Source organism: Agrococcus sp. DT81.2 (genome assembly GCF_049844935.1).
GTDB lineage: Bacteria > Actinomycetota > Actinomycetes > Actinomycetales > Microbacteriaceae > Agrococcus.
On record NZ_JBNCLZ010000003.1, the window covers coordinates 29,885 to 54,576 of the forward strand.

23 protein-coding genes and 3 tRNA genes are annotated in these 24,692 nt (G+C 72.6%); 20 read left to right on the forward strand and 6 right to left on the reverse strand.

Annotated elements, in window-relative coordinates; all coding sequences use genetic code 11:
* Positions 1-173 precede the first annotated feature (173 nt).
* The 5 genes from ACLQ21_RS06470 to ACLQ21_RS06490 all read left to right on the forward strand — a co-directional run bounded on the left by ACLQ21_RS06470 (position 174) and on the right by ACLQ21_RS06490 (position 6,937).
* On the forward strand, positions 174-2,369 hold the full coding sequence (locus ACLQ21_RS06470; RefSeq protein WP_425662448.1) for a DEAD/DEAH box helicase: 2,196 nt from the start codon (positions 174-176) through the stop codon (positions 2,367-2,369).
* A gap of 113 nt (positions 2,370-2,482) precedes the next feature.
* The gene (locus ACLQ21_RS06475; RefSeq protein ID WP_425662449.1) at positions 2,483-3,241 is read left to right on the forward strand and encodes an SDR family oxidoreductase; all 759 of its coding nucleotides are present in this window, start codon (positions 2,483-2,485) and stop codon (positions 3,239-3,241) included.
* Positions 3,242-3,244: 3 nt separating this feature from the next.
* Complete coding sequence (locus ACLQ21_RS06480) at positions 3,245-4,393, forward strand: serine hydrolase domain-containing protein (RefSeq protein ID WP_425662450.1); 1,149 nt, start codon at positions 3,245-3,247, stop codon at positions 4,391-4,393.
* 109 nt (positions 4,394-4,502) lie between these two features.
* On the forward strand, positions 4,503-6,551 hold the full coding sequence (recQ, locus tag ACLQ21_RS06485) for a DNA helicase RecQ (RefSeq protein ID WP_425662451.1): 2,049 nt from the start codon (positions 4,503-4,505) through the stop codon (positions 6,549-6,551).
* Positions 6,548-6,937, forward strand: coding sequence for an RNA-binding S4 domain-containing protein (locus tag ACLQ21_RS06490; protein WP_425662452.1), 390 nt, complete (start codon positions 6,548-6,550; stop codon positions 6,935-6,937). Before recQ ends, ACLQ21_RS06490 begins: the two co-directional genes overlap by 4 nt.
* Before the next feature lie 8 nt (positions 6,938-6,945).
* On the opposite strand, the gene ACLQ21_RS06495 is transcribed toward ACLQ21_RS06490, so the two are convergent.
* A complete protein-coding gene (locus tag ACLQ21_RS06495) occupies positions 6,946-7,161 on the reverse strand; it encodes a hypothetical protein (RefSeq protein ID WP_425662453.1) in 216 nt (71 codons plus the stop codon).
* A 42-nt stretch (positions 7,162-7,203) separates the two neighbouring features.
* Entirely contained in the window at positions 7,204-7,425 is a 222-nt protein-coding gene (locus tag ACLQ21_RS06500) for a hypothetical protein (protein WP_425662454.1), read from the reverse strand.
* 59 nt (positions 7,426-7,484) lie between these two features.
* On the opposite strand from ACLQ21_RS06500, the gene ACLQ21_RS06505 reads away from it, so the two are divergent.
* A complete protein-coding gene (locus ACLQ21_RS06505) occupies positions 7,485-8,336 on the forward strand; it encodes an HpcH/HpaI aldolase/citrate lyase family protein (protein WP_425662455.1) in 852 nt (283 codons plus the stop codon).
* Between the two features lie 57 nt (positions 8,337-8,393).
* On the opposite strand, the gene ACLQ21_RS06510 is transcribed toward ACLQ21_RS06505, so the two are convergent.
* Positions 8,394-8,585, reverse strand: a complete 192-nt coding sequence (locus ACLQ21_RS06510; RefSeq protein ID WP_425662456.1) for a CsbD family protein — start codon at positions 8,583-8,585, stop codon at positions 8,394-8,396.
* Positions 8,586-8,655: 70 nt separating this feature from the next.
* The gene (locus ACLQ21_RS06515) at positions 8,656-10,434 is read right to left on the reverse strand and encodes an MDR family MFS transporter (protein ID WP_425662457.1); all 1,779 of its coding nucleotides are present in this window, start codon (positions 10,432-10,434) and stop codon (positions 8,656-8,658) included.
* Between the two features lie 111 nt (positions 10,435-10,545).
* Here ACLQ21_RS06515 and ACLQ21_RS06520 point away from each other — a divergent pair, with 111 nt between their 5' ends.
* From ACLQ21_RS06520 to ACLQ21_RS06535, 4 genes are all read left to right on the forward strand, one after another.
* On the forward strand, positions 10,546-11,346 hold the full coding sequence (locus tag ACLQ21_RS06520; protein WP_425662458.1) for a M15 family metallopeptidase: 801 nt from the start codon (positions 10,546-10,548) through the stop codon (positions 11,344-11,346).
* On the forward strand, positions 11,343-12,539 hold the full coding sequence (locus ACLQ21_RS06525) for a CapA family protein (protein ID WP_425662459.1): 1,197 nt from the start codon (positions 11,343-11,345) through the stop codon (positions 12,537-12,539). The genes ACLQ21_RS06520 and ACLQ21_RS06525 overlap by 4 nt, the downstream gene beginning before the upstream one ends.
* Positions 12,540-12,600: 61 nt before the next feature.
* A complete protein-coding gene (locus tag ACLQ21_RS06530) occupies positions 12,601-12,933 on the forward strand; it encodes a hypothetical protein (protein WP_425662460.1) in 333 nt (110 codons plus the stop codon).
* Between the two features lie 45 nt (positions 12,934-12,978).
* Positions 12,979-14,238, forward strand: a complete 1,260-nt coding sequence (locus ACLQ21_RS06535; RefSeq protein WP_425662461.1) for a CapA family protein — start codon at positions 12,979-12,981, stop codon at positions 14,236-14,238.
* Between the two features lie 206 nt (positions 14,239-14,444).
* Here the strand turns inward: ACLQ21_RS06535 and pgm are convergent, their stop codons facing one another.
* Complete coding sequence (gene pgm / locus ACLQ21_RS06540; RefSeq protein WP_425662462.1) at positions 14,445-16,103, reverse strand: phosphoglucomutase (alpha-D-glucose-1,6-bisphosphate-dependent); 1,659 nt, start codon at positions 16,101-16,103, stop codon at positions 14,445-14,447.
* Between the two features lie 110 nt (positions 16,104-16,213).
* Between pgm and ACLQ21_RS06545 the strand changes: the two genes are divergently transcribed.
* The 3 genes from ACLQ21_RS06545 (at position 16,214) to ACLQ21_RS06555 (ending at position 19,257) form a co-directional block, all read left to right on the forward strand.
* Entirely contained in the window at positions 16,214-17,596 is a 1,383-nt protein-coding gene (locus tag ACLQ21_RS06545) for a pyridoxal phosphate-dependent decarboxylase family protein (RefSeq protein ID WP_425662463.1), read from the forward strand.
* 49 nt (positions 17,597-17,645) lie between these two features.
* Entirely contained in the window at positions 17,646-18,593 is a 948-nt protein-coding gene (gene pheA / locus ACLQ21_RS06550) for a prephenate dehydratase (protein ID WP_425662464.1), read from the forward strand.
* Positions 18,594-18,666: 73 nt separating this feature from the next.
* Positions 18,667-19,257 (forward strand): putative glycolipid-binding domain-containing protein, encoded by a 591-nt coding sequence (locus tag ACLQ21_RS06555; protein ID WP_425662465.1) that lies wholly within the window; start codon positions 18,667-18,669, stop codon positions 19,255-19,257.
* Positions 19,258-19,265: 8 nt separating this feature from the next.
* On the opposite strand, the gene ACLQ21_RS06560 is transcribed toward ACLQ21_RS06555, so the two are convergent.
* Positions 19,266-20,246: a diacylglycerol/lipid kinase family protein gene (locus ACLQ21_RS06560; protein WP_425662466.1), complete on the reverse strand. Its 981-nt coding sequence runs from the start codon at positions 20,244-20,246 to the stop codon at positions 19,266-19,268.
* A gap of 93 nt (positions 20,247-20,339) precedes the next feature.
* On the opposite strand from ACLQ21_RS06560, the gene serS reads away from it, so the two are divergent.
* The 7 genes from serS (at position 20,340) to ACLQ21_RS06595 (ending at position 24,622) form a co-directional block, all read left to right on the forward strand.
* The gene (gene serS, locus ACLQ21_RS06565; protein WP_425662467.1) at positions 20,340-21,599 is read left to right on the forward strand and encodes a serine--tRNA ligase; all 1,260 of its coding nucleotides are present in this window, start codon (positions 20,340-20,342) and stop codon (positions 21,597-21,599) included.
* Positions 21,599-22,399, forward strand: a complete 801-nt coding sequence (locus ACLQ21_RS06570) for an HAD family hydrolase (protein WP_425662468.1) — start codon at positions 21,599-21,601, stop codon at positions 22,397-22,399. Before serS ends, ACLQ21_RS06570 begins: the two co-directional genes overlap by 1 nt.
* Before the next feature lie 102 nt (positions 22,400-22,501).
* A tRNA-Ser gene (locus ACLQ21_RS06575) sits at positions 22,502-22,586 on the forward strand.
* Between the two features lie 17 nt (positions 22,587-22,603).
* The gene (locus tag ACLQ21_RS06580) at positions 22,604-23,875 is read left to right on the forward strand and encodes an LCP family protein (protein WP_425662469.1); all 1,272 of its coding nucleotides are present in this window, start codon (positions 22,604-22,606) and stop codon (positions 23,873-23,875) included.
* 97 nt (positions 23,876-23,972) lie between these two features.
* Positions 23,973-24,061, forward strand: a tRNA-Ser gene (locus tag ACLQ21_RS06585).
* A 192-nt stretch (positions 24,062-24,253) separates the two neighbouring features.
* Positions 24,254-24,457: a cold-shock protein gene (locus tag ACLQ21_RS06590; protein ID WP_092666090.1), complete on the forward strand. Its 204-nt coding sequence runs from the start codon at positions 24,254-24,256 to the stop codon at positions 24,455-24,457.
* A gap of 92 nt (positions 24,458-24,549) precedes the next feature.
* Positions 24,550-24,622 (forward strand) — tRNA-Arg (locus ACLQ21_RS06595).
* Positions 24,623-24,692 lie beyond the last annotated feature (70 nt).

A 24,692-nucleotide genomic window follows, 5' to 3' on the forward strand; every position in this document is an offset into this window, starting at 1 on the left:
GGCCCTTGCCGTAAGGTGGCTAGGTCGGCTCGGGACAGGCGTGTACTTGTGCGCCACATGGAGTGTCGCCGCGGCCGGAGTTCCCGCGAGCATCCTCGCGGTCGACCACACGATCCGCGATGACTGCGGCAGACCCGCGCAAGCCGCTCTTGCGCGCAATCCCGAGATGAGCAATGGCACGGAATGAACAGCGCCCGCACGGCGCACAACGACCGACCGACCGACAGCCGAACCGCCCCGGCTCCCGCAGCCCCGGGCACCGCGGCCACCGCGACGAGCAGCCCTCGAAGGGCCGCTGGAGCCGCGACGACCGGGACCGCCGCGACCAGGCCGGCCCCGGCCGCTCGGCCGACGGCGCCTCGCGCCGCCCCAACTGGACCCCGCCGGAGGAGCGCGGCGACCGCCGCGGCCCGGCGTTCCGCACCCGTGGCGGCGCCCAGGGCGGCCGCGACCACCAGCGCGACGACCGCCTCCACCGCGGCGAGCGCCCCCGCGGCTTCGACCGCGCCCGCGACGAGCACAACGGCCGCGGCCGTGGCGCCGCTCCCGACTCCCGCGGCGGCGAGCGTCGCTTCGACGACCGCCGTCCTGCTCGTGACGACCGCGGTGGCGAGCGTCGCTTCGACGACCGCCGTCCCGCGCGCGACGACCGCGGTGGCGAGCGTCGCTTCGACGACCGCCGTCCTGCGCGCGACGACCGCGGTGGCGAGCGTCGCTTCGACGACCGCCGTCCGGCTCGTGACGACCGCACCTTCGGCGACCGCCCCGCGCGCGACGACCGCTCGGGTGAGCGTCGCTTCGACGACCGCCGTCCGGCGCGCGATGACCGCTCCTTCGGTGACCGTCGTCCCGCTCGTGACGACCGCGGCGGCGACCGTCGCTTCGACGACCGCCGTCCGGCGCGCGATGACCGCTCCTTCGGTGACCGTCGTCCCGCTCGCGATGACCGCGGCGGTGAGCGCCGCTTCGACGACCGCCGCCCGGCGCGCGACGACCGCCGCTCGGACGACCGCCCCCGCCGGGACGAGCGTCCGCGCAGCTTCGACGACCGCCCCCGGCGCGACAGCACGTACTACCCGTCGGCCGACTCGAAGCCCTTCGCGCCGAAGGAGGACGTCGTGCTCGACCGCCTCGAGGCCCAGGCGACCCGCGCCGAGGACATCGAGGGCATCACCTTCGCCGACCTCGGCCTCGGCACCGGCATCGCCGGCGCGCTGAAGTCGATGGGCGCGCCGACGCCGTTCCCGATCCAGGCAGCGACGATCCCCGACGTGCTCGCGGGCCGCGATGTGCTCGGCCGCGGCCGCACCGGCTCCGGCAAGACCATCGCGTTCGGCGCACCGATCATCGAGCTGCTCATGCGCAACCGCCCCGAGCGGCGTGAGATCGGCCGCCCGCCGCGCGCCATCATCCTGGCGCCGACACGCGAGCTGGCCCAGCAGATCAACCACACGGTCATGGGCCTCGGCCGCGCCGTCGGCATCTTCACGACCGTCATCGTCGGCGGCGTGAAGCAGGACCGCCAGGTGGAGGCGCTGCGCCGCGGCGTCGACATCGTCATCGGCACCGCCGGCCGCATCGAGGACCTGGTCGAGCAGGGCCGCCTCAAGCTCGGCGGCGTCGAGATCGCGGTGGTCGACGAGGCCGACCACATGTGCGAGCTCGGCTTCCTCGAGCCCGTCCAGCGCATCCTCCGCGGCACCCGACCGGGCAGCCAGAAGCTGCTCTTCTCGGCGACGCTCGACTCGGAGGTCGCGACCATCGTGCGCGAGTTCCTGCCGCAGCCGGCCGTGCACGAGGTCGCGGGCGAGGACCAGGAGACCTCGACGATCGAGCACCAGGTGCTCGTCGCCGACCGCTTCGACAAGGACGCCGTGCTCGAGCAGATCGTGCGCAACCCGGGTCGCATCATCGTCTTCACGCGCACCCGCGCCTACGCCGAGCGGCTCGCAGAGCAGTTCGACGACGCCGGGATCGAGGCGGCGAGCCTCCACGGCGACCTGAACCAGTCGCAGCGCAACCGGGCGCTCGAGAAGCTGCGCCGGGGCAAGATCGACGTGCTGGTCGCGACCGACGTCGCCGCCCGCGGCATCCACATCGACGATGTCGCGCTCGTCGTGCAGGCCGACCCGCCGGACGAGTACAAGACGTACCTGCACCGCTCGGGTCGCACCGGCCGCGCGGGCAACAACGGCCGGGTCGTCACCGTGATCGCTCCCGCGCGCCGGAAGCGCATGCAGGACCTGCTGCAGCGCGCCGAGATCAAGGCGCCGATGATCCCCGTGCGTCCCAGCTCGGAGCTGCTCGACACGCTGACGGTCCCGCCGGTCTCGCCCGAGCGCGAGCTGGCAGCGACCCCGGCGAGCTAGCCCCCGCCAAGCCCACAGCGCCACGACGGCCCGGATCCTCAGGATCCGGGCCGTCTGCCGCATCCGGAGGCCCGCGGGCTTGCGTTGTGCGGGCGCTGGCGTAGCGTGAGGGCATGCGCGTCGTCGTCGTCGGTGGATCCGGGAATGCTGGCGCGGCGATCGTCCGTGCGCTGGGCAGGCGTGGCGCTCAGGCGGTGCCCATGTCGCGCTCGGGGAAGGCCATCGCGGGGGCGCCGGGCGTGCGGGCCGACATCGTCTCGGGCGAGGGGCTCGACGCCGCGCTCGACGGCGCCGACGCGGTCGTCGACGCCTCGAACTCGCGCAACCCGCTCGACCTGCGGCCCTTCACGATCGGCGCCCGCAATGTCGTCGCGGCCGCGGAGCGCGCAAGCGTCGGCCGCGCGGTGCTGCTGTCGATCCTCGGCGTCGAGCGCTCGAAGCTGCAGTACCACCGCAAGAAGCACGAGCAGGAGCTGACCTATCTGGGCTCCTCGATGCAGGTCTGCATCGTCCGTGCCGCGCAGTTCCACGAGTGGTCGGTCGACTTCTTCGAGACCGGCGCCGCCGTCGGCGCGATCCCGGTGTTCCTCGGCGGCCGGCTGCAGCCCGTCGACGTCGGCGAGGTCGCGGATCTCGTCGCCGACGAGGCGACGGCGCCGTCGGGGGAGCAGATCATCGACTTCGCCGGACCGCAGGTGCGGGTCTCGCGGGAGCTCGCCCGCGCCTGGCAGTCGGCGACCGGTGCTCGAGGGCACATCGTCAACGGCCCGTTCCCGCCGTCGATGCTCGACTACCTCCGCAGCGGCGCGAACCTCACCGAGCAGCGCAAGGGCCGGGTCACGTTCGAGGAATGGCTGGCGCGCAGGCGCTGAGCCATGCTCGACGCGGCGCTGCAGGCGATCGCCGACGAGGCGGTGGAGCGGCACGGCGTGCCCGGAGCCGTGGCGGCCATCGCCGACCGCAACGCCGCATCCGTCGCCGTGGCGGGGGAGCGCACGATCGGCGTCGCACCGATGACGCGCGACACCGTCTTCCGCATCGCATCCGTCACGAAGCCGATCATCGCCGCGGCCGCGATGGCGCTCGTCGAGCGGGGCACCATCCGCCTCGACGCTCCCGTCGCCGACTGGCTGCCGGAGCTCGCCGAACTGCGGGTGCTCCGCCATCCCGGCGGTGAGCTCGACGACACGGTGCCGGCGGAGCGGCCCGTGCTGGTCGAGCACCTGCTCTCGCTGCGCGGCGGGCTCGGCTTCACCGACGACATGGCGACGCCGCTCGCCGAGGCGCTCGTGCAGCGGCTGCACCAGGGTCCGGACACCCCGGTCGGCTGGCCGTCGCCCGACTCGTGGCTCACCGAAGCGGGGCGGCTGCCGCTCGCGCACCAGCCGGGCGACGGCTGGACCTACAACACCGGCTTCGACATCGCCGGCGTGCTGCTGGCGCGCGCCGCCGGGCGCAGCCTCGGCGAGGTGCTCGCCGACACGATCCTCGACCCGCTCGGCATGGCCGACACCGGCTTCCGGCTGCGCCCCGACCAGGTCGCGCGCACGGCGACCGCCTACACGCCGCGGGGCGAGGGCCTCGAGCCGACCGACGAGCCCGACGGCGCCTGGACGGGAGCGATCGTGTTCGAGTCGGGGTCCGGGGGCCTCGTCTCGACGGCCGACGACCTGCTGGCGTTCGGACGGATGCTCGTCGACGGCGGCGAGGGTCCCGGCGGCCGGGTGCTCGGTGCGGCGTCGGTCGCGCGGCTGCTCGCGCCGGGCGAGCCCTCCGCCCTGGACCAGCCGTTCCTCGAGGGGCAATCGTGGTCGTTGGGCGGCAGCGTCGACGTCGTCGAGCGCCGGCCGTGGGAGGTGCTCGGTCGCTACGGCTGGATCGGCGGCTCCGGCACCGCGCTGTACGTGTACCCGGCCGCGGGGCAGGTCGCCGTGTGGCTCACCCAGCGCGAGCTCGCGGGCGCCGACGACGCCGAGCGCATGGTGCCGATGCTGACGCTCGCGGCCACGCGGGCGCGGCGCTGACCGCCGCGGCGCTGACCGACCAGGCGCGTCCCCACCGTCGCCGCGACCCGGCATGGCGTGTGCGTGGCGCGGCCTAGGCTGGATGGGTGACGGCCGCGAAGGGGGACGCGTGACGGACGCGAGGCACGACGAGTGGGCACCGCCGAGCGACGACGACGCGCCGGAGCCCTGGGACACCTGGCAGGGCGGTGCTCCGGACGACGGCTGGGTGCCCCCGTCGGACGACGACGCACCCTTCGGCGCGGCGACCGGCCGCGCGACCGGCGGACCCACCGCCCGCTCGGCCGGGGCGACGCGCACGGCGACCCGCGGCCCAGCCCGGCCGCAGGCGGCTCGTGCGCCGGGGATCGCAGCGACCGCCAAGGCGGCCACCCCGCTCGAGGCGCTCACGCGGGTGTGGGGCTATGACGCCTTCCGCGGTGAGCAGGCGCAGATCATCGACGACGTCGTCGCCGGCCGCGACACGGTCGTGCTCATGCCCACGGGCGGCGGCAAGAGCCTCTGCTACCAGATCCCCTCGCTCGTGCGCGAGGGCACGGGTGTCGTCATCAGCCCGCTCATCGCGCTCATGCACGACCAGGTCGACGCGCTCGAGCAGCTCGGCGTGCGCGCCGCCTACCTGAACTCGACGCAGTCGATCGACGAGCGCCGCGAGGTCGAGCGTCGCCTGCTCGCCGGCGAGCTCGACATGCTCTACCTCGCCCCCGAGCGGCTGCCGGTCGCGCAGACGCTGCTCGACGCCGCACCGATCGCGCTGTTCGCGATCGACGAGGCGCACTGCGTGAGCCAGTGGGGCCACGACTTCCGCCCCGACTACCTGCAGCTGCAGGTGCTCGGGCAGCGCTGGCCGCACGTGCCGCGCGTGGCGCTCACCGCGACCGCGACCGCCGAGACGCGCGCCGAGATCGTCGAGCGGCTGGGACTCCACGACGCGCGCGTCTACGTCTCGAGCTTCGACCGGCCCAACATCCAGTACCGCATCGCACCCAAGCAGGACGCGAAGGCGCAGCTGCTGCGCATCATCCGCGATGAGCACCCCGGCGCGGCGGGCATCGTCTACTGCCTCTCGCGCAAGTCCGTCGAGGGCACCGCGGCCTGGCTGCGGACGCAGGGCATCGACGCGCTCCCGTACCACGCGGGCCTCGACGCCGGCACGCGCGCCGCCAACCAGCAGCGATTCCTGCGCGAGGACGGCGTCGTGATGGTCGCCACGATCGCGTTCGGCATGGGCATCGACAAGCCCGACGTGCGCTTCGTCGCCCACCTCGACCTGCCGAAGTCGGTCGAGGGCTACTACCAGGAGACCGGCCGTGCGGGCCGCGACGGCGAGCCGTCGACCGCGTGGCTCGCGTACGGCCTGCAGGACGTCGTGCAGCAGCGGCGCATGATCGCCGACGGCGACGGCGATGCCCAGCGCAAGCGCAACCAGACGCTGCACCTCGACGCGATGCTGGCGCTGTGCGAGACGGTCGAGTGCCGCCGCCAGCAGCTGCTCGCCTACTTCGGCGAGCCGAGCGAGCCGTGCGGCAACTGCGACACCTGCCTCACGCCGCCCGAGTCCTACGACGGCACGGTGCCGGCGCAGAAGCTGCTCTCGACCGTCGTGCGCCTGCAGCGCGAGCGGCGTCAGGCGTTCGGCGCTGGCCACCTGGTCGACATCCTGGTGGGCGCCGACACCGAGCGCATCCGCTCGCAGGGGCACGACCGGCTCGCGACCTACGGCATCGGCAGCGACCTGCCCGCCGCGCAGTGGCGTGGCATCGTGCGGCAGCTGCTCGCGCAGGGCCTGCTGAAGGTGCAGGGCGAGTACGGCGTGATCGCGATCACGGATGCGTCTGCCTCGGTGCTCGCGGGCGAGCGCGAGGTGCGGCTGCGGCACGAGACGAAGGCGCCCGCGAAGGCGGCGCGCCGCTCCGAGAGCGCGGTGCAGCTCGATGACGTGCAGCAGCAGCGCTTCCAGTCGCTGCGCAGCTGGCGTGCCACGACCGCGAAGGAGCAGGCGGTGCCCGCGTACGTCGTCTTCAACGACAAGACGCTCGCGGCGATCGCCGAGCGCAAGCCGGCGACGATGGTCGAGCTCTCGAGCATCTCGGGGGTGGGCGAGGCGAAGCTGGAGCGCTACGGCGACGCCGTGCTCGAGGTGCTGGCGGCGTCGTGAGCGCCCAGGGATCGGGCGCGCCCGGCTCCGTGCGGCTCGACGTCTGGATCTGGGCGGCGCGGCTGCTGAAGACGCGTGCGGCCGCGACGGCCGCGTGCCGCGGCGGGCACGTGAAGCTCAACGCCCAGGCCGCGAAGGCGGCGCAGCCGGTGCGCATCGGCGACGAGGTGCGGGTGCGGATCTCGGGCTTCGACCGCGTCGTGGTGGTGCGGCAACTGCTGTCGAAGCGCGTGGGCGCCGCGATCGCCGTCGAGGCGTACGAGGATCGCTCGCCCGCGCGCCCCACCGCGATCGAGGCGGCGCAGGTGCCGCATCGGCCGCGCGGCGCTGGCCGGCCGTCGAGCCGCGAGCGGCGTGAGATCGACCGATTGCGCGGCCGGGACTGAGTCGCCCGCTACCAGATGCCCGGCACGTCGTCCATGGCCGAGCCGATCAGCGAGATGCCGAGCACGACGCCGAAGCACAGGGCGACGAGGCCGCTGATGATCGCGAGCCACCCGCCGACCCGCGGCGTCGAGCCGGTGCCGCGGATGCTCATGACGATGCCGACGACGAGCACCACGACGGCGATGGCGAACAGGGCGAGCAGGGCGGCGAACGGCGCGGGCATGGCCTCAGTGAACCATGCTCAGGTCTGACTGCTCGGCGCGGCTCACCGCGCCGCGGCGAGCGGCGCCAGCAGCGCGAGGAGCGACGGCACGGCGAGCGCGGTGCCGATCACGAGCGCCGTCACGCCGAACGCCAGCAGCGGTCGCGATGTCGAGTCGTCATGGCGCCGGGATCCCAGCACGAGCAGCACGATCCCGCCCGCGATCGCGGCCGCACCGGCGAGCAGCATGAGCACGACGAGCGGCGTCAGCATCCCGGCTCCCATGCTGCGAGCGTAGCGGCCGGCCCGCGCCGCCGCGGAGCGCGTTCGGTAGGCTCGAGCACGTGCCTCGCCCAGACATCTCGCCCGTGATCGCCCGCTCCTGGCTGCTCGTCCCGGCCTCGCGGCCCGAGCTCTTCCAGATCGCGCAGGAGAGCGAGGCGGATGCGATCATCATCGACATCGAGGACGCCGTCGCCGCGAAGGACAAGGCCCAGGCCCGTGACGACACGGTCGCGTGGCTCTCGAGCGGCCACCGCGCCTGGGTCCGCATCAACGATGCCGCGAGCGAGTTCTGGAGCACCGACTGCGCAGCGCTCAAGGACGTGCCGGGGCTCGAGGGCGTGATGCTCGCGAAGACCGAGTCCTCCAGCCACGTGCACGACACCGCCGACCGCCTGCCGGAGGGCATGCGGATCCTCGCCCTGGTCGAGACCGCGCGCGGCGTGCTGCACGTCGAGCAGATCGCGAACGCGCCCTCGACGTTCCGCATCGCGTTCGGCACCGGTGACTTCAAGCGCGACACCGCCACCGGGGAGGACCCCGTGGCGCTCGCGTACGCGCGCTCGCAGCTCGTCATCGCCTCGCGAGCGGCTCGGCTGCCGGCGCCCATCGACGGGCCGACGCTCTCGACCGACGCGCTCGCCGACGGCACGCGGCTCGCGAAGGAGATGGGGATGTCGGGCAAGCTGTGCCTGACGCACACGCAGGCGCCCACCATCAACGCGGGGCTCGCGCCGAGCCCCGAGGACGTCGCATGGGCGCACGCGTTCGTGCGGGCGTTCGAGGAGTCGGGCGGCAAGATCACCGACGGCAGCGATCTGCCGCGGCTCGCGCGCGCGCAGAAGATCCAGACGCAGGCGCGCGACTTCGGCATCCAGGCCGAGGCGGCGGAGCTCGACAGCCTCAACTACTGAGCCGGGCATGCGGAAGGGCGGGGCGCATGCGCCCCGCCCTTCACTCGTCCGTCAGGTTCAGCGGAAGGTGTCGCGGACGTCGTCCGCGGCGTCCTTGACGTGCTCGCCAGCCTGCTTCGCGTTGGCGGCGGCCTGGTCCTTGTGGCCCTCCGCCTCGAGGCGCTCGTTGTCCGTGGCGTCGCCGATGCCTTCCTTGGCCTTGCCCACGGTCTCCTTGGCTGCGTTCGAGATCTTGTCGTCGAGACCCATCTCAACCTCCTTGATCATTGGGAGTCGTTTGCTCCCTGTGCCAACGTAGGCGCGCAACCTGGGAGTGCAATCAGGATGCTCCAGGCCTCGCCCCTGGGCGGATGACCGGGTTCGACGACGTCGTGACGGGAGGGGAGACCGATCCCGGAGCCGCTGCGTCAGCCTCCAGCTGCGACTGCGCGGCGCGTGCCTCCATCGCCTCCTCCATCGCGGACTTCTGCCGCAGCGGCGGCGCCTTGAAGAAGAACGCGAGCACGAGCGCGACGCCGACGACGGCGAGCGCGACCCAGAAGGGGCCCGTCGTGGCATTGGAGAAGCCGTCGAGGAACGGAGCCGCGAGCCGGGGGTCCGCGGTGTTCAGGAACGACGAGTCCTCGTTGAGCGCGGTGCCGATCTGCGACGGGTCCTGCAGGATGCCGAGGATGCGCTCGTTGCCGGGGTCGGCGAGCACCGCCGGGTCCTCGAGCGCGACCGCGAGGTCGGCGCGCAGGTCCGGCCTGCCAAACGCCGCCTGCAGCGTCTCCGGCAGTCGCGCGAACAGCATCGAGAAGACGACGGCCACGCCGGCCGTGCCGCCGAGCTGGCGGAAGAAGGTCGCGGCGCTCGTCGCGACGCCCATGTCCTTCGGCTCGACCGAGTTCTGCGACGCGATCGTGAGCGTCTGCATCAGCTGGCCGAGGCCGAGCCCGAGGAGCAGCTGCCCGACGAGCAGGATCCAGAGCGGGCTGTCGTACTGCAGCGTCACGAGCACGCCGTAGGCGACCGCCATGACCGCGAGCCCCAGCACCGGGAAGAACCCGTAGCGGCCGGTGCGCGCGATCACCTGGCCCGAGCCGATCGAGGCGATCATGAGCCCCAGGATCATCGGCAGCGTCGACAGGCCCGCCTCGGTCGGGTTCATGCCGTGCACGATCTGCAGCACGAACGGGATCATCATCATGCCCGCGAACATGCCGAAGCCGGTGAAGACGCCGAGCAGCGTCGCCATCGAGAACGTGCGGTTGCGGAACAGCTTCAGCGGGATGAGCGCGGCGTCACCCATGCGGTGCTCGACCCAGATGAAGAGCGCGATGCCGACCACGCCGACGACGTAGCAGGCGATGGACGCGAGGGAGCCCCAGCCCCACTCCCGGCCCTGCTCGCCCACGAGCAGCAGCGGCACGACGCCGACCACCAGCAGCGCCGCGCCCCACCAGTCGATGCGCACGCGCTCGTGGTGGGCCGGCAGGTGCAGGTAGCGCCACACCATCCACAGCGCCGCGGCGCCGATGGGCAGGTTGAAGAGGAAGACCCAGCGCCAGCCGTCGAGGAAGAGGATCTGCTCCTCGCCGGCGAACACGCCGCCGATCAGCGGGCCGATGATCGACGAGATGCCGAAGACGGCGAGGAAGTAGCCCTGGTACTTCGCGCGCTCGCGGGGGCTGAGGACGTCGCCCATGATCGTGAGCGGCAGCGACATGAGGCCGCCGGCGCCGAGGCCCTGCAGGGCGCGGAACGCGGCGAGCTGCACCATGTCGACCGCGAACGAGCAGGCGATGGAGCCGACCAGGAACAGCACGATCGCGATGATGAACAGCGGCCGACGGCCGAAGATGTCGCTGAGCTTGCCGTAGATGGGCGTGACGATGGTCGAGACGATGAGGAACGCCGTCACGACCCACACCTGCAGGTCGAGGCCATGCAGGTCGTCGGCGATCGTGCGCATCGAGGTGCCGACGACGGTCTGCGACAGCGACGACAGGAACATCGCCATCATCAGCCCGACGAGCACGAGCATGATCTGGCGGCGGGACATGAGGGGGGCGTCGGGCTCGGCAGGCTCGACGGAGCGCGGGTCGCGCTGCGGCATGGAGGGATCCTTCGGTAGAGAGAGATCGTTAGTCTAGCGAATGGAATGCCCTCTGCGCCACCTCCGGCGAGGAGTCGCTGGCCGCGCCGACCCGCGTGCCACGATGGTGCGGTGCGAAGGGTGATGGCGGCGCTCGCCGCGGCGCTGATGGTGAGCGGATGCGCGACCGTCGCGACCCCGGAGCCGACGCGCCCGCCCGCGTCGCCCGCCGCATCCGCCCCGACCGCGTCCGCCCCCGCGGCGAGCGCGAGCGCATCGCCGAGCGAGAGCGGACCGGTCACCGCGGAGCCCGAGCAGCCGGCGCCCGAGTGGGACGTCTCGACCGCGAGCAGCCTGCAGGTGGTGGTGAACAAGCTGCGGCCGATGGATCCGCCCGACTTCGCGCCGGAGCTCGTGCCGGTCTCGACCGCGCAGGAGGGCGGTGAGGTCGTGCGCCCCGAGCTCGACGCGGCGCTCGCCGAGCTCGACGCCGCGATGCGCGCGGAGGTGGGCGAGGGCACGTTCGTGACCTCCTCCTACCGCTCCTTCGCGCTGCAGGCGCAGTACTACCAGAACGCGATCGCCAGCTTCGGGCAGGCCGCCGCCGACACCACGAGCGCCAGACCCGGGCACTCCGAGCACCAGACCGGGCTCGCGATCGACCTCATGTCGACCGCGAAGCTGTGCAGGCTCGACCACTGCTTCGGCGAGACCGCCGCCGGCCGGTGGATCGCCGAGCACGCGTGGGAGTTCGGCTTCGTCGTGCGCTACCCGGAGGGTGCGGATGCCGTGACCGGCTACGCGTGGGAGCCGTGGCACCTGCGGTTCGTCGGCGCCGAGGTGTCGACCGCGATGCACGAGCGGGGCACCCGGACGCTCGAGGAGCACTTCGGCCTCGAGCCCGCGCCCGCCTATGCCGAGGACGCGTCGTGAGGCTGCCGGCGGCGATCGTCGCGATCGCCGTGGTCGGGCTCGCCGGCTGCACCGCGGCGCCCGAGCCGGTCGCGTCCCCGAGCGCGGCGACGACCACCCCCGCCGCGCCGACCGCGGAGTCGGTGCCGTCCGTGGAGTCGGTGCCGACCGCGTCGCCGACGAGCGATGCGACGGTCGTGCGCGTCTCGGCGCTCGGCGACATGCTGCCGCACCAGACGATCCTGGACGGCGCCCGCGCCGGCGATGGCTGGGACTTCGCGCAGTACTTCAGCGACGTCACCCCCGTGCTCGAGTCGAGCGGCCTCGTCACGTGCAACCTCGAGGCGCCGGTCGCCGGCGACATGCTCGGCGTGCGGGCGTATCCCGCCTTCAACGCGCCCGGCGCGTTCGCGCGCGACCTCGCCGCATCCGGCTGCGACGCGCTCAGCACCGCCAACAACCACGCCCTCGACGCCGGCGTGCCGGGCCTCGAGGGCACGCTCGACGTGCTCGACACGCTGCCGGTCATCTGGCACGGCACCGCCCGCTCGGCCGAGGAGCAGCTGCGGCCCGCGATCACCGAGGTCGACGGCGTCAGGATCGCGTTCGTCTCCGCGACGGCGCTCACGAACATCGCCGGTCCCGCGACGAGCCTCACCATGCTCTCCGACCGCGCCATCGTCGAGGCGCTCATGGCGCGGGCGACCGCGGAGGCCGACGTGGTGATCGTCGCCGCGCACTGGGGCGTCGAGTACGCGCCGACCGTCCACGCGTCGCAGCGCAGCACGGCCGAGTGGCTCGCGTCGCTCGGCGCCGACGTCATCGTCGGCACGCATCCGCACGTGCTCGAGCCGGTCGAGTGGATCGAGCACGACGGCGGCCGGACGCTCGTCTGGTACTCGCTCGGCAACGCGCTCTCGTCGCAGGTCGACGTGCCGCGCGTGTTCAGCGCGATCGGCCAGTTCGACATCGTCGTCGAGGGCGGCGAGGTCGAGATCCGCGACCCGCGAGCGATCCCGATCTACATGCACTTCGACTGGACGGTCGCCGACCGCCGCGCGGGCAACCTCGCGACGCGCTCGAACCCGCACCTCTACCTGCTCCGCGATGCCGCGGAGCCGCTCGCGCGCTCGGCGTGGGAGACCACCGTCGACGAGCAGCGGGCCGCGATCGCCGCGGCGCTCGGTCCCGAGGTGACGCTCGTCGAGCCCTGACACCGCACCCGCGACCCCGCGACCCGGGCGGATCGCAGCGACGCTGCCTTAGCCTGCAGCCATGGCGAAAATCGGACGATCGATCGGCGGGGGCGGCAGGCGCGGCGGTGGCGGCGGCTTCGGCGGTGGCTCCCGCAGCTTCTTCGGCGGCGGCTCGCGGTCGGGCGGCGGCGGCTCGTTCGGCCGGTCGGGCTCGTCGGGTCGCTCGGGCTGGTCAGGTGGCTCGGGCTCGTCAGGTCGCTCCGGCGGCTCGTGGAGCTGGGGCTCGAGCCCGCGCTCGTCGCATCGCTCCCGCGGCTCGAGCGGCCGTCCGTCGGCCGGCGGCGACTGGACGCTCGCGGTCATCGCGATCGTGGTGCTGCTCGTGCTCTTCTGGTACTTCGGCGGCAGCTGACGACCCGACCCCGCCCCGGAACTGCCCTGGGCCTAGCCTGGTGCCATGGTCACGGCGGGCAGCAGCGGTTCCTCGGCGGGCGGCATCGCAGCCCGGGCCGGTCGGGGAGTGCTGGCGGCCACGGCCGCCGCGCTCGTGCTGAGCGGCTGCGCGCAGGGCTCGCTCGACCCCGCACCGGTCGCGAGCGACCCGGTCACCGAGCCGACCTCATCCGCCACGCCGTCCCCGACGCCCGAGCCGAGCACGGTGTCGGTGTCGGCGATGGGCGACATGCTGCCGCACGACTCGGTGACGATGGATGCGCAGCAGCCCGACGGCAGCTACGACTACGCGCAGTTCTTCGACGCGGCCCGCCCGATCTGGGAGGACAGCGATCTCGTCTACTGCAACCAGGAGGCGCCGTCAGCCGGTGTCGAGCTGGGGCTGACGTACTTCCCGGCGTTCAACGCGCCGGTCGAGTTCGCGGAGGGGCTCGCGGCGGCCGGCTGCAACACGATCGGGCTCGGCAACAACCACACCTTCGACCGCGGCCAGGAGGGCGTCGACCGCACTCGGGCGGTGTGGGACGAGCTCGACCCGCTGCTCATCTCGGGCGCGTTCCGCTCGGAGGCCGAGCAGGCGGCGGTGCCGACGGCCGAGGTGCCCACAGACGGCGAGCACCCGCTGACGGTCGCGTTCCTGAACTTCGTCGACCTCTCGAACACGCCCACGAACGACACCGTCGTCACCTGGCTCGACGATCCGCTCGTCGACCAGCAGCTCGCGGAGGCCGAGGAGATCGCCGACGCCACGATCGTCGCGGTGCACTGGGGCGACGAGTACTCGGGCGTCGTCAACGACCGCCAGCGCGAGCAGTCGCAGCGGCTCGCCGACCTGGGTGCCGAGGTGATCATCGGCACGCATCCGCACGTGCTGCAGGAGGCGGAGTGGCTGTCGCGCGCCGACGGCTCGCGCGCGTTCGTCTACTACTCGATCGGCAACGCGCTCACCACGCAGATGGCGATCCCGCGCGTCGTGAGCGCCGTCGCGCAGTTCGACCTCGTCGGCGTGCCAGGTGGCGAGGTCGAGGTCGTCGACCCCGCCGCGGTGCCGCTGTACATGCACTTCGACCTCACGCCGCAGCAGTTCGTGTCGCAGGACTGGATCCACCGCCGCAACCTGCAGCTGCATCCGCTCGTCGACGCCGCCGAGCCCATCACGCGCTCGGCGTGGCGCAACGAGCTGACGGTCGAGTCGGGCGTCGCCCTCGTGACGGATGTGCTCGGCCCCGACGTGCGCATCGTCACGGACTCCTTCGCCCGCTGACCGCCCCGCGGGACCCCGTCCACCGATCGGGACCCGGTGCACCGGGTCCCGATCGGTGCAGCGGGTCCCCGTCGCTCGAGCGGGTCCTGGCATGCCGCACGAGTTGGCTCAGCCAGCGGGGCGGCGCCCTCTCCGCTCGTTGAGCCGCTCCGCGCGCGAAGCGAGCTGAGCGTGTCGAAACGGAGCTGCCGCGTTCAGCGAGCGGCTCAGCCGGCGGGAGCCGCCAGCGCCGCGTCCACGATCGCCTTCGCCTCCGACTGCACCTGCCGCAGATGGTCGGCGCCCGCGAACGACTCGGCGTAGATCTTGTAGACGTCCTCGGTGCCCGACGGCCGGGCCGCGAACCACGCCCGCTCCGTCACGACCTTGAGCCCGCCGATCGCGGCGCCGTTGCCCGGTGCCTCCGTGAGCTTCGCGACGATCGGGTCGCCCGCGAGCTCGGTCGCCGTGACCGCGTCGCCCGACAGCTTGCCGAGCCGCGCCTTCTGCTCACGCGTCGCCGGCGCATCCACGCGCTCGTAGACCGGCGCGCCGAAGCGCTCGGTCAGCTCGCCGTACAGCTGCGAGGGACTCTTGCCCGTGACCGCGCGGATCTCCGACGCGAGCAGGCACAGCAGGATGCCGTCCTTGTCGGTCGTCCAGACGGTGCCGTCCGCCTGCAGGAACGACGCCCCGGCGCTCTCCTCGCCGCCGAATCCGACCGAGCCGTCGACGAGCCCGGGCACGAACCACTTGAAGCCGACCGGCACCTCCCAGAGCCGCCGGCCGAGGGCTTCCGCCACTCGGTCGATCATCGACGACGACACGAGCGTCTTGCCGATCGCCGCGTCGGGCCGCCACTGCGGGCGGTGCGCGTAGAGGTACTCGATCGCGACCGCGAGGAAGTGGTTCGGGTTCATGAGCCCGCCGTCGGGCGTCACGATGCCGTGCCGGTCGGCGTCGGCGTCGTTGCCGGTGAGGATGTCGAACTCGTCACGGCGGGCGAGCACCGAGGCCATCGCGTTGGGGCTCGAGCAGTCCATGCGGATCTTCTCGTCCCAGTCGAGCGTCATGAACGCCCACGTCGGGTCGACGGTCGGGTTCGTCACCGTCAGATCGATGCCGTAGCGCTCGGCGATCGCGCCGTAGTAGTCGACGGCCGCGCCGCCGAGCGGGTCGGCGCCGATGCGGATGCCGCTCGCCTTGATCGCCTCGAAGTCGATGACGCCGCCGAGCGCGTTGACGTACGCCTCGCGGAAGTCGTACAGCTCGACCCGCGGGTCGCTGCCGCCCGTCACCTCGAGCCGCTGCACGCCCTCGAGGCCGCCCGCGATGAGCTCGTTCGCGCGCTTCGCGATCCAGCCGGTCGCGTCGGAGTCAGCGGGGCCGCCGTGCGGCGGGTTGTACTTGAAGCCGCCGTCCCGCGGCGGGTTGTGGCTGGGGGTGACGACGATGCCGTCCGCGCGGTCTCCATTCCCGTCGGCGGTCTCGGATGCGTCCGCGTTGTACGCGAGGATCGCGCGTGACACCGCGGGGGTCGGCGCCACCGAGCCCCGGGCGTCCGCGCACACCCGGACGCCGTTCGCCACGAGCACCTCGAGCGCGGTGCGCTCGGCCGGCAGCGAGAGGGCGTGCGTGTCCCGGCCGATGAAGAGCGGTCCCGTGGTGCCCTGCGACGCGCGGTACTCGCAGATCGCCTGCGTGATCGCGAGGATGTGCGCCTCGTTGAAGGCCGTGTCGAACGCGCTGCCGCGGTGGCCGCTCGTGCCGAACGCGACCGCCTGGTCGGGGTTCGTCACGTCGGGCCGCAGTTCGAAGTAGGCGCGCTCGAGCGCGGCGACATCGATGAGGTCCTGGGGCTGGGCGACGGTGCCTGCTCGGGTCATGGCCCCATCCAAGCATCGCGGCGCCCAGCGGGCGAGGAGCCGGTTGTCAGGTTGCGCAGGCGCGAAGAGACCCGTTGTCGGCCACGCGCCCCGATGCCACACTGGCGCGCGTGGACGACGGCGAGGGCGCGGACGACCGCTCGAGGGCGCTCGAAGCCGCGCACGCGGCGGCCCTCGACTGGCTCCGCTCGCTCGACGACCGGCCCGTGTGGCCGCGCGCGACGCTCGACGAGATGCTCGACACGTTCGGCGGCCCGCTTGCCGAGGAGGGGCTCGACCCGGCGGATGTCGTGGGCGAGCTGGCGGCCGGCGCGGGGCCAGGCCTGGTCGGCATCCCCGGCGGCCGCTTCTTCGGCTTCGTCATCGGCGCGACGCTGCCGGCGGCGCTCGCCGCCGACTGGCTGGTCTCGGCGTGGGATCAGAACTCCGGCTCGGCGATGCTCACGCCCACGACCGTCGCGCTCGAGCGCATCGCCGGGCAGTGGATGCTCGACCTCTTCGGACTGCCCGAGGGGTCGAGCGTCGGCTTCGTCACCGGCGGCCAGATCGCGAACCTCGCGTGCTTGATGGCGGCGCGCAGCGCCGTGCTCGCCCGTGCCGGCTGGGATCACGGCGAGCAGGGACTCCGCGGTGCGCCGAGGGTGCGCGTCGTCGTCGGCGCGGACCGGCACGGGTCGATCGACAGGGCCGTGCGATTCCTGGGGATCGGTCGCGCCGACATCATCGTCGTCCCCGCCGACGACGACGGGCGGATGCTCCCCGAGGCGCTCGAGCCGGCGCTCGGTGAGAGCGAGGAGCCGCTCATCGTCTGCCTGCAGGCGGGCGAGGTGCACACGGGCGCGTTCGACGACTTCGGCGCGCTCATCCCCATCGCGCGCGAGCACGGCGCGTGGGTGCACGTCGACGGCGCCTTCGGGCTGTGGGCGGCGACGAGCCCGCGCCTGTCGCACCTGACCGCCGGCATGGAGGCCGCCGACTCGTGGGCCACGGACGCGCACAAGACGCTCAACGTGCCCTACGACTGCGGCATGGCGATCGTGCGCGACCCCGCCGACTCCATCGCGGCGCTCCGCACCGGCGGCGACTACCTCGTGTACACCGGCCTCGACCCGTGGGACGTCACCCCGGAGCTGTCGCGCCGCGCGCGCGGCGTGCCGGCCTGGGCGGCCCTGCGCAGCCTCGGCCGCACCGGCGTCGTCGAGCTCATCGAGCGCTTGCACGCCAACGCGCGAGCGATGGCCGAGGGGCTCGCTGCGATCGACGGCATCGAGCTGCTGCACGAGGTCGACTACACCCAGGTGATGTTCCGGATGCCCACCGACGAGCAGACGACGGCGCTCGGCGCCGCGATCCTCGCGGAGGGCACCGCGGTCGTCACGGGCGCGCAGTGGCGAGGCAGGGCGGCGCTCCGGTGCGCGATGTCGTCGTGGGCGACGACGCCCGCCGACATCGACCGCACGCTCGCGGCCATCCGCTCGCTCGCCGCGGGCTGAGCCGGCGCCACGGCGCCGGGGCAGGATGGCGCGACCGTAGGCTGGTCGCATGCTCCAGCCGCGCGCCGTCACGTTCCTCGGGCCCCGCGGCACCTTCACCGAGGCGGCGCTCGAGCAGGTGCCAGGCCTCGAGCGCACGGAGCGCGTGCCGGTCGCGAACGTCGCCGAGGCGCTCACGGCGGTCTCCGAAGGTCGCTCGGACGCCGCGATGATCGCGATCGAGAACTCCATCGAGGGCGGAGTCACGGCCGCGCAGGACGCGCTCGCCGCGACCCCCGGCATCCGCATCATCTCCGAGCACGTCGTGAGCGTGAACTTCTCGCTCGTCGCGCCCGCCGGCACGCGGCTCGACGACATCCGCGTGGTCGCCGCGCACCCGGTCGCGTGGGCGCAGTGCAGCGGCTGGCTGCAGCGCGAGCTGCCGGGCCGCGCCCACCTGCCGGCGGCGTCGAACGTGACGGCCGCGGCCGAGCTGGGCTCCGGCACCGCGCAGGCCGCGCTCTCGACACCGACGATCAGCCAGTGGGTCGACGGCCTCGACGTGCTCGCCGACCGGATCGGTGACAATCCGGATGCGGTCACCCGCTTCCTCTACGTCGGTCGCGCCGGCGCCCCGGGGAAGCCGACCGGCGCCGACAAGACGAGCCTGGTCGTCGAGCTGCCGAGCGACCAGCCCGGCGTGCTGCTCGACATGCTCGAGCAGTTCGCGACCCGTGGCGTCAACCTGTCGCTCATCCAGTCCAGGCCGATCGGCGACCGGCTCGGCCGCTACCGCTTCGTGATGGACGCCGACGGCCACATCCGCGACGAGCGCGTGGCGGATGCGCTGCTCGGCCTGAAGCGCTTCAGCCCCTCGGTGACGTTCCTCGGTTCGTACCCGCGCGCCGACGGCCAGCGGATCCATGTGGAGCGCCGCTACTCGGACCGCTCGTTCGAGGAGGCACGCGACTGGCTGCGCGGACTCATCGCGGGCGAGCCGGACGCCGCCGGAGCCTGAGGCGGCTCGCGCCGAGCCGGCGCACGGGGAGGACCCCTGGCAGTCGGCACCGGCGGCGAGTAGCGTGCGCGCCGTGCTCATCGATCGCACCTGGATCGGTGTCGACGACCCCGGTCGCACCGACCGTGCCGTGCTGTCCGTCGACGCCGGCGGCATCCGGGGCCACGGTTCGTCGACCACCGCCGGCTACGCGCTCGCCTGGCGCCTCGACGTCGACGAGCGCTGGACGACGCGCCTGCTCGAGGTGGCGGTGCAGGGCGACGGCTGGTCGCGATCGCTGCGGCTCGAGCGCAGCGACGCCGGTCGGTGGCGCGCCGATGCCGAGGCACGAGGGGAGCGCCGCCTCCCTCCGCCGGGGCTCGCCGACCCGGACGTCGTGGCCGGAGCCGTCGACTGCGACCTCGGGCTGTGCCCGGTGACGAACACGATGCCCATCCGTCGGCTCGGGCTGCTCGACGGGCCGGTCGCCGAGACCGCGATCGTCGCCGCCTGGGTGGAGGTGCCGTCTTTGCGGGTGCTGCGCGACGTGCAGCTGTACGCCTCCGACGCCGCCGGCAGGGTGCAGTACGCGAGCGCCGACCGCAGCTTCGCAGCGACGCTGACCATCGACGCCGACGGTGTCGTGCTCGACTACGAGGGGCTGGCGCGCGTGCGCGACCCCTGAGCGGGGCCTCAGACCGCGGGGCCCTCGTCCTGCGCGTGCTCCCTGGGAACCCGCACGACGAGCGCGTCCTCCCGGATGCCGGCGCGCAGAGCGATCGCCTCACCGACGACATCGCCGTCCACCTGCACCGCGCGGGGCTCGTCGAGCCTCGCCTGCGTCTCCTTCGCCTGCCCGTAGCCGAGCGCCGCGCCGCTGCGCTGGCGGCCGAGGTGACCGCGGCGACGCAGCAGCTTCGTCACGAGCAGGTTGTTGCGGGCGATGTAGCCGGCCACCTGCAGCCATCCCCGCGCGCCGCGCGGCCGCACGAGCGCGATGTCGAGCATCCCGTCGTCGATCGCGGCGTCCGGCAGGATGATGATCCCGTTCGTGACCGTGCCGCAGTTGCCGATGAGCATCGTGTTCACCGTCGAGCGCACGGTGCGCCCGCCATCGAGCCGCACGTGCACGCGGACCTTGTCGAGCGTCGAGATGACGCGCCCCGCGGCATCGATGTAGGCCAGCCAGCCGACCTTCTTCTTGAGGTCCTCGTCGGTCTTGTCGATCATCTCGGCGTCGAGCCCGAAGCCCACCATCACCGCGAACGCGTGCTTCGAGCGGCTGCCGTCGGGCGACTGGATCTCGAGCTCGCCGAGGTCGATCTCGCGGTCGTCGCCCTCGAACGCCGTTCGCACCGCGTTCCGCACGTTCGCGACGTCGATGCCGAGATTGCGAGCCAGCAGGTTGCCCGTGCCGGCCGGGACGATGCCAAGCGGCACGCGCGCGCCGGTCGCCGCATCCGCCGCCACCCGCACCGTGCCGTCGCCGCCCGCGACGATGAGCAGGTCGACGCCCGCGTCGAGCGCCTCGTGCACGGCCGCCTCACCGGCGTCGTCTGCGGCGGTCTCGATCCAGAAGGGCTCCGACCACTCGAGCGGCTGCACCGACTCGATCTCCGGCGCGAGCGTGTCGCGGTCCATCTTGACGGGGTTGTAGACGATGCCAGCGCGCATCCTCGCACTGTAGTGCCGGATCCGCCGGACGAGCCGCGAGCGCGCGCACCGCGTGCGCAGGGTGCGGGAGCGTCGCGCTCGTAGACTGGGCGTGTGATCGATTCTCAGCTGCTGCGCGAGCAGCCCGACCTCGTCAAGGCAAGCCAGGAGCGCCGCGGCGACCCGGTCGGCTACGTCGACGAGGCGCTCGCCGCGGAGAGCGCCCGGCGCGCCGCCATCACCGAGTTCGAGCGACTGCGGGCCGAGCAGAACGCCCACGGCAAGCTCGTCGGCGCGGCCGCGAAGGACGAGCGCGCGGCGCTGATCGAGCAGGGCAGGGCGCTGGCAGCCGGTGTGAAGGAGGCACAGGCGCGCGTCAGCGAGGCCGAGGCCGCGTTCGACGCGGCGGTCTCGAAGCTCGGCAACCTCGTGCACCCCGACGTGCCGGCAGGGGAGGAGTCGAACTTCGTCACCCTCGCCACCCACGGCGAGGAGCGCAGCTTCGACTTCGAGCCTCGCGATCACGTCGAGCTCGGCGAGAGCCTGAAGGCGTTCGACATCGCGCGCGGCGCCAAGGTCGCCGGCAGCCGCTTCTACTACCTCACCGGCATCGGCATGCGGCTCGAGCTCGCGATCATGCTCATGGGACTCGACCACGTGCTGGCCGACGGCTTCACGCCGCTCATGACGCCGACGCTCGTGCGCCCCGAGATCATGCGCGGCACAGGCTTCCTCGGCGAGCACGCCGACGAGGTCTACCACCTGCCCGCCGACGACCTCTACCTCACCGGTACGAGCGAGGTGGCGCTCGCGGGCTTCCACGCCGACGAGATCGTCGACCTCTCGCAGCCGCTCCGCTACGCCGGCTGGTCGACGTGCTACCGGCGCGAGGCGGGCTCCGCCGGCCGCGACACCCGCGGCATCCTGCGCGTGCACCAGTTCAACAAGCTCGAGATGTTCTCGTACGTGCGGCCCGACGACGCCGAGGCGGAGCACGAGCGGATGCGCGCGCTGCAGGAGCGCATGCTGCAGGCGTGCGAGCTCGACTACCGGGTCATCGATGTGGCAGCCGGCGACCTCGGCTCCTCGGCTGCGCGCAAGTTCGACATCGAGGCGTGGATCCCCTCGCAGCAGCAGTACCGCGAGCTGACCTCGACCTCCAACTGCACCACCTTCCAGTCGCGCCGGCTCGGCACCCGCTACCGCACCGACTCCGGCAAGACGGCGCCGGTCGCGACCCTCAACGGCACCGCCGCCACCACGCGCTGGCTCGTGGCGATCCTCGAGACGCACCAGCAGGCCGACGGCTCCGTGCGTGTGCCGGCCGCACTGCAGCCCTACCTGGGCGGCATCTCCACGATCGAGCCCAGCTGATGCAGCGCCTGCTCATCGGCCTCGACATCGACGGCACCATCGTGCACGAGGACGACTCGCTCGCACCCCGCGTGCTCGACGCCGTGCGTGCGGTCGTCGACGCCGGCCACATCGTCGTGCTGGCCACCGGCCGCTCGCAGGCCACCACCGAGTCGACGGCCGTGCGGCTCGGGATCGAGCCGAGCCACCTCGTCGCGGCGAACGGCGCGCTCGTGCTCGAGCGCCACGGCGAGGCGTACGAGGCCGTGCACGTCGAGACGTTCGACCCCTCGCAAGCGCTCAGGACCATCGCGCAGGGGCTGCCGACCGGCTCGTTCATGGTCGAGGACCCGACGGGGCACCGCCGCTACACGAACGGCATGGTCGACTGGAACCTCGATGACGGCGAGATGGTGCCGTTCGAGGCTCTGCTCGAGAAGCCGGCACTGCGCGTGGTCGTGATGAGCCCCGACCACGACGTCGACGAGTTCCTCGAGATCGTCGAGTCGATGGGGCTCCACAAGGTCTCGTACGCCATCGGCTACTCGTCGTGGCTCGACATCGCACCGGACGGCGTCAACAAGGCGACCGGGCTCGAGATCGTCGGCGAGAAGCTCGGCATCCCGCGAGACCGGATGGTCGTGGTCGGCGACGGTCGCAACGACATCGACATGTTCCGCTGGGTCGTCGAGGGCGGCGGCCGCGCGGTCGCGATGGGCCAGGCGCCCGACGAGGTCAAGGACGCCGCGAGCGACGTGACCGGTTCGGTCGAGGAGGACGGGCTCGCGCTCGTGCTCGAGGGCCTGCTCGTCCCCGCTTGAGCGCCGCTCGCAGCCGGTCGCGAGAGCGCTCGCAGTGGAGCCCCCCGGCTTCGCCGTAGAATCGTCCGGAGGCCCACCGCCCGCCGCCGCGGTCAGGGGCCGGGAGGGCTGTCCGAGCGGCCGATGGAGCCGGTCTTGAAAACCGGTGGGCAGCGATGCCTCGTGGGTTCGAATCCCACGCCCTCCGCGTCAGAAGGAGAACGCATGGCAACCGAGCGCACCGGGAGCGTCGTCGACACCTCGTCGATGTCGCCTCGCCACGGACGGCTGCGCCGCCACTCGGGCGTCGCGCACGTCTTCCGCTGGATCGCGCTCGGCATGGCGGTGCTGCTCGTCGCGATCGTCGGCGTCGTCGGCTTCTCGATCCTGCGGTTCACCACGAGCATCGAGACCGTCGAGCTCGCCGCCGACGTGCCGCCGGCGCAGGCCGGCTTCGCGCCCTACGAGGGTGGCTTCACGATCCTGCTCGTCGGCTCCGATCAGCGCGAGGGGCAGGGCGAGCAGTTCGGCGAGTCCGCGTACGACGGCGGCAGCCTCAACGACGTCACCATGCTGCTGCGCGTCAGCGAGGACCACCAGCAGGCGCGCGTCGTCTCCTTCCCGCGCGACCTGATGGTCGACTTCCCCACCTGCGAGGACCCGGAGACGGGCGACACGGTGCCCGCCGCCCGCAACGTGCAGTTCAACCAGGCGCTCGCCCGGGGCGGACTGCCGTGCGTCGCCGAGGTGGTCTCCGACCTGACGGGCATCGAGGTGCCGTACGCCGCGATGATCACCTTCCAGGGCGTCATCAGCATGTCGACCGCGGTCGGCGGCGTCCCCGTGTGCTTCGCCGGCCCGATCGACGATCCCTACACGGGACTCGTCGTCGAGGAGGCGGGCACGCACGAGCTGCAGGGCGAGCAGGCGCTCGCGTTCCTTCGCTCCCGCCACGGCGTCGGCGACGGCTCCGACCTGGCCCGCATCTCGTCGCAGCAGGTGTTCCTGTCGTCGCTCGTGCGCACGCTGCAGTCGGATGCGGTGCTCACCGACGTCACGAAGCTCTACTCCATCGCGCAGGTCGCGATCGAGAACATGACTCTGTCGTCCGGCCTCGGCGAGATCGGCACCATGGTGTCGATGGCCCGCGTGCTCGCCGACATCCCGCTCGAGACGATGCAGTTCGTGCTCTACCCGAACGTCCCGTCCGGACCCCGCGTCATCCCGGACTCGGAGCGCGCGGACGAGCTCATGCGACGCATCCGTCTCGACCTGCCGATCGACCTGGGCGAGGACTCCCTCGGCGTCGGCTCGACGGAGGAGACGCCAGCGCCGACAGGCTCGGCCGCGCCGACCGAGACGCCGGCCGCGACCGAGACCCCGCTGCCGTCGCAGACGCCCGGAGCGACCGAGACGCCGGTGCCGACCGACGAGCTCGACGGCGTCGTCGGGCAGGATGCGTCGCAGCAGTCGTGCGTCGTGCCGTACGGAAGCTGACCGGGAACGCGGCTGGCCCCTCGTGCTCAGGCCGCCTGTACCGAGACCGCTCCGGGACTTTGGTAGGCTTGCCGTCGGCCCGCGTCGCGTGGGCCCAGGAGACGTCGCATAGTCCGGCCTAGTGCACCACCCTGCTAAGGTGGAGTCCCCAATAGGGGACCGAGGGTTCAAATCCCTCCGTCTCCACGTCTGCCCCTTCGTCTCGCCACGAAGGGGCATTCGTCGTCTCAGGGCGGCCCGCGGCGGCCCTCGGTGGAACCTGAGGAAAGTTTCTCAGCGTCGGCGGGGTCAAGCACGCTACTGTGGCCAAGGCGCAGGACGATTCTTGTTCTGCGCTTTTCAACGCGGCCCAGGCCGCACAGCAGGATTGAAGGAATTATGGCAACCGGCACCGTCAAGTGGTTCGACTCCGGCAAGGGCTTCGGCTTCATCGCTCCGGACGACGGCGGCAAGGATCTGTTCGCTCACTACAGCCAGATCCAGTCCAACGGCTTCAAGACCCTCGAAGAGGCTCAGGCAGTCGAGTTCGAGATCGTCGAGGGCAACAAGGGCCCGCAGGCTGCGAACATTCGCCCCCTGTGAGCCTCGTCGCGTGACGCGCTGAGCGCGTGACGCGGCTCGATTCGCGCTGACGGCCAGGGATCAGGTAGTCTGATCCCTGGCCGTTCGGCCAAGCGCCCGTAGCTCAACGGATAGAGCATCTGACTACGGATCAGAAGGTTGGGGGTTCGAATCCCTCCGGGCGCGCACTGTGTTGAGACAGTGAGTGAAGGCCACCTGCGAGAGCAGGTGGCCTTCGTGGTTTTCCGAGCGTCCG

Bases quoted from the DNA above. Each gene is read 5' to 3' on its own strand.
- ACLQ21_RS06515 (WP_425662457.1), bottom strand. From the start codon at position 10,434: ATGCCGCAGCGCGACCCGCGCTCCGTCGAGCCTGCCGAGCCCGACGCC.
- ACLQ21_RS06495 (WP_425662453.1), bottom strand. From the start codon at position 7,161: ATGCCCGCGCCGTTCGCCGCCCTGCTCGCCCTGTTCGCCATCGCCGTC.
- ACLQ21_RS06470 (WP_425662448.1), top strand. From the start codon at position 174: ATGGCACGGAATGAACAGCGCCCGCACGGCGCACAACGACCGACCGAC.
- ACLQ21_RS06590 (WP_092666090.1), top strand. From the start codon at position 24,254: ATGGCAACCGGCACCGTCAAGTGGTTCGACTCCGGCAAGGGCTTCGGC.
- ACLQ21_RS06510 (WP_425662456.1), bottom strand. From the start codon at position 8,585: ATGGGTCTCGACGACAAGATCTCGAACGCAGCCAAGGAGACCGTGGGC.
- ACLQ21_RS06535 (WP_425662461.1), top strand. From the start codon at position 12,979: ATGGTCACGGCGGGCAGCAGCGGTTCCTCGGCGGGCGGCATCGCAGCC.
- ACLQ21_RS06480 (WP_425662450.1), top strand. From the start codon at position 3,245: ATGCTCGACGCGGCGCTGCAGGCGATCGCCGACGAGGCGGTGGAGCGG.
- ACLQ21_RS06580 (WP_425662469.1), top strand. From the start codon at position 22,604: ATGGCAACCGAGCGCACCGGGAGCGTCGTCGACACCTCGTCGATGTCG.
- ACLQ21_RS06500 (WP_425662454.1), bottom strand. From the start codon at position 7,425: ATGGGAGCCGGGATGCTGACGCCGCTCGTCGTGCTCATGCTGCTCGCC.
- ACLQ21_RS06560 (WP_425662466.1), bottom strand. From the start codon at position 20,246: ATGCGCGCTGGCATCGTCTACAACCCCGTCAAGATGGACCGCGACACG.
- pgm (WP_425662462.1), bottom strand. From the start codon at position 16,103: ATGACCCGAGCAGGCACCGTCGCCCAGCCCCAGGACCTCATCGATGTC.
- ACLQ21_RS06475 (WP_425662449.1), top strand. From the start codon at position 2,483: ATGCGCGTCGTCGTCGTCGGTGGATCCGGGAATGCTGGCGCGGCGATC.
- pheA (WP_425662464.1), top strand. From the start codon at position 17,646: ATGCTCCAGCCGCGCGCCGTCACGTTCCTCGGGCCCCGCGGCACCTTC.
- ACLQ21_RS06530 (WP_425662460.1), top strand. From the start codon at position 12,601: ATGGCGAAAATCGGACGATCGATCGGCGGGGGCGGCAGGCGCGGCGGT.
- ACLQ21_RS06570 (WP_425662468.1), top strand. From the start codon at position 21,599: ATGCAGCGCCTGCTCATCGGCCTCGACATCGACGGCACCATCGTGCAC.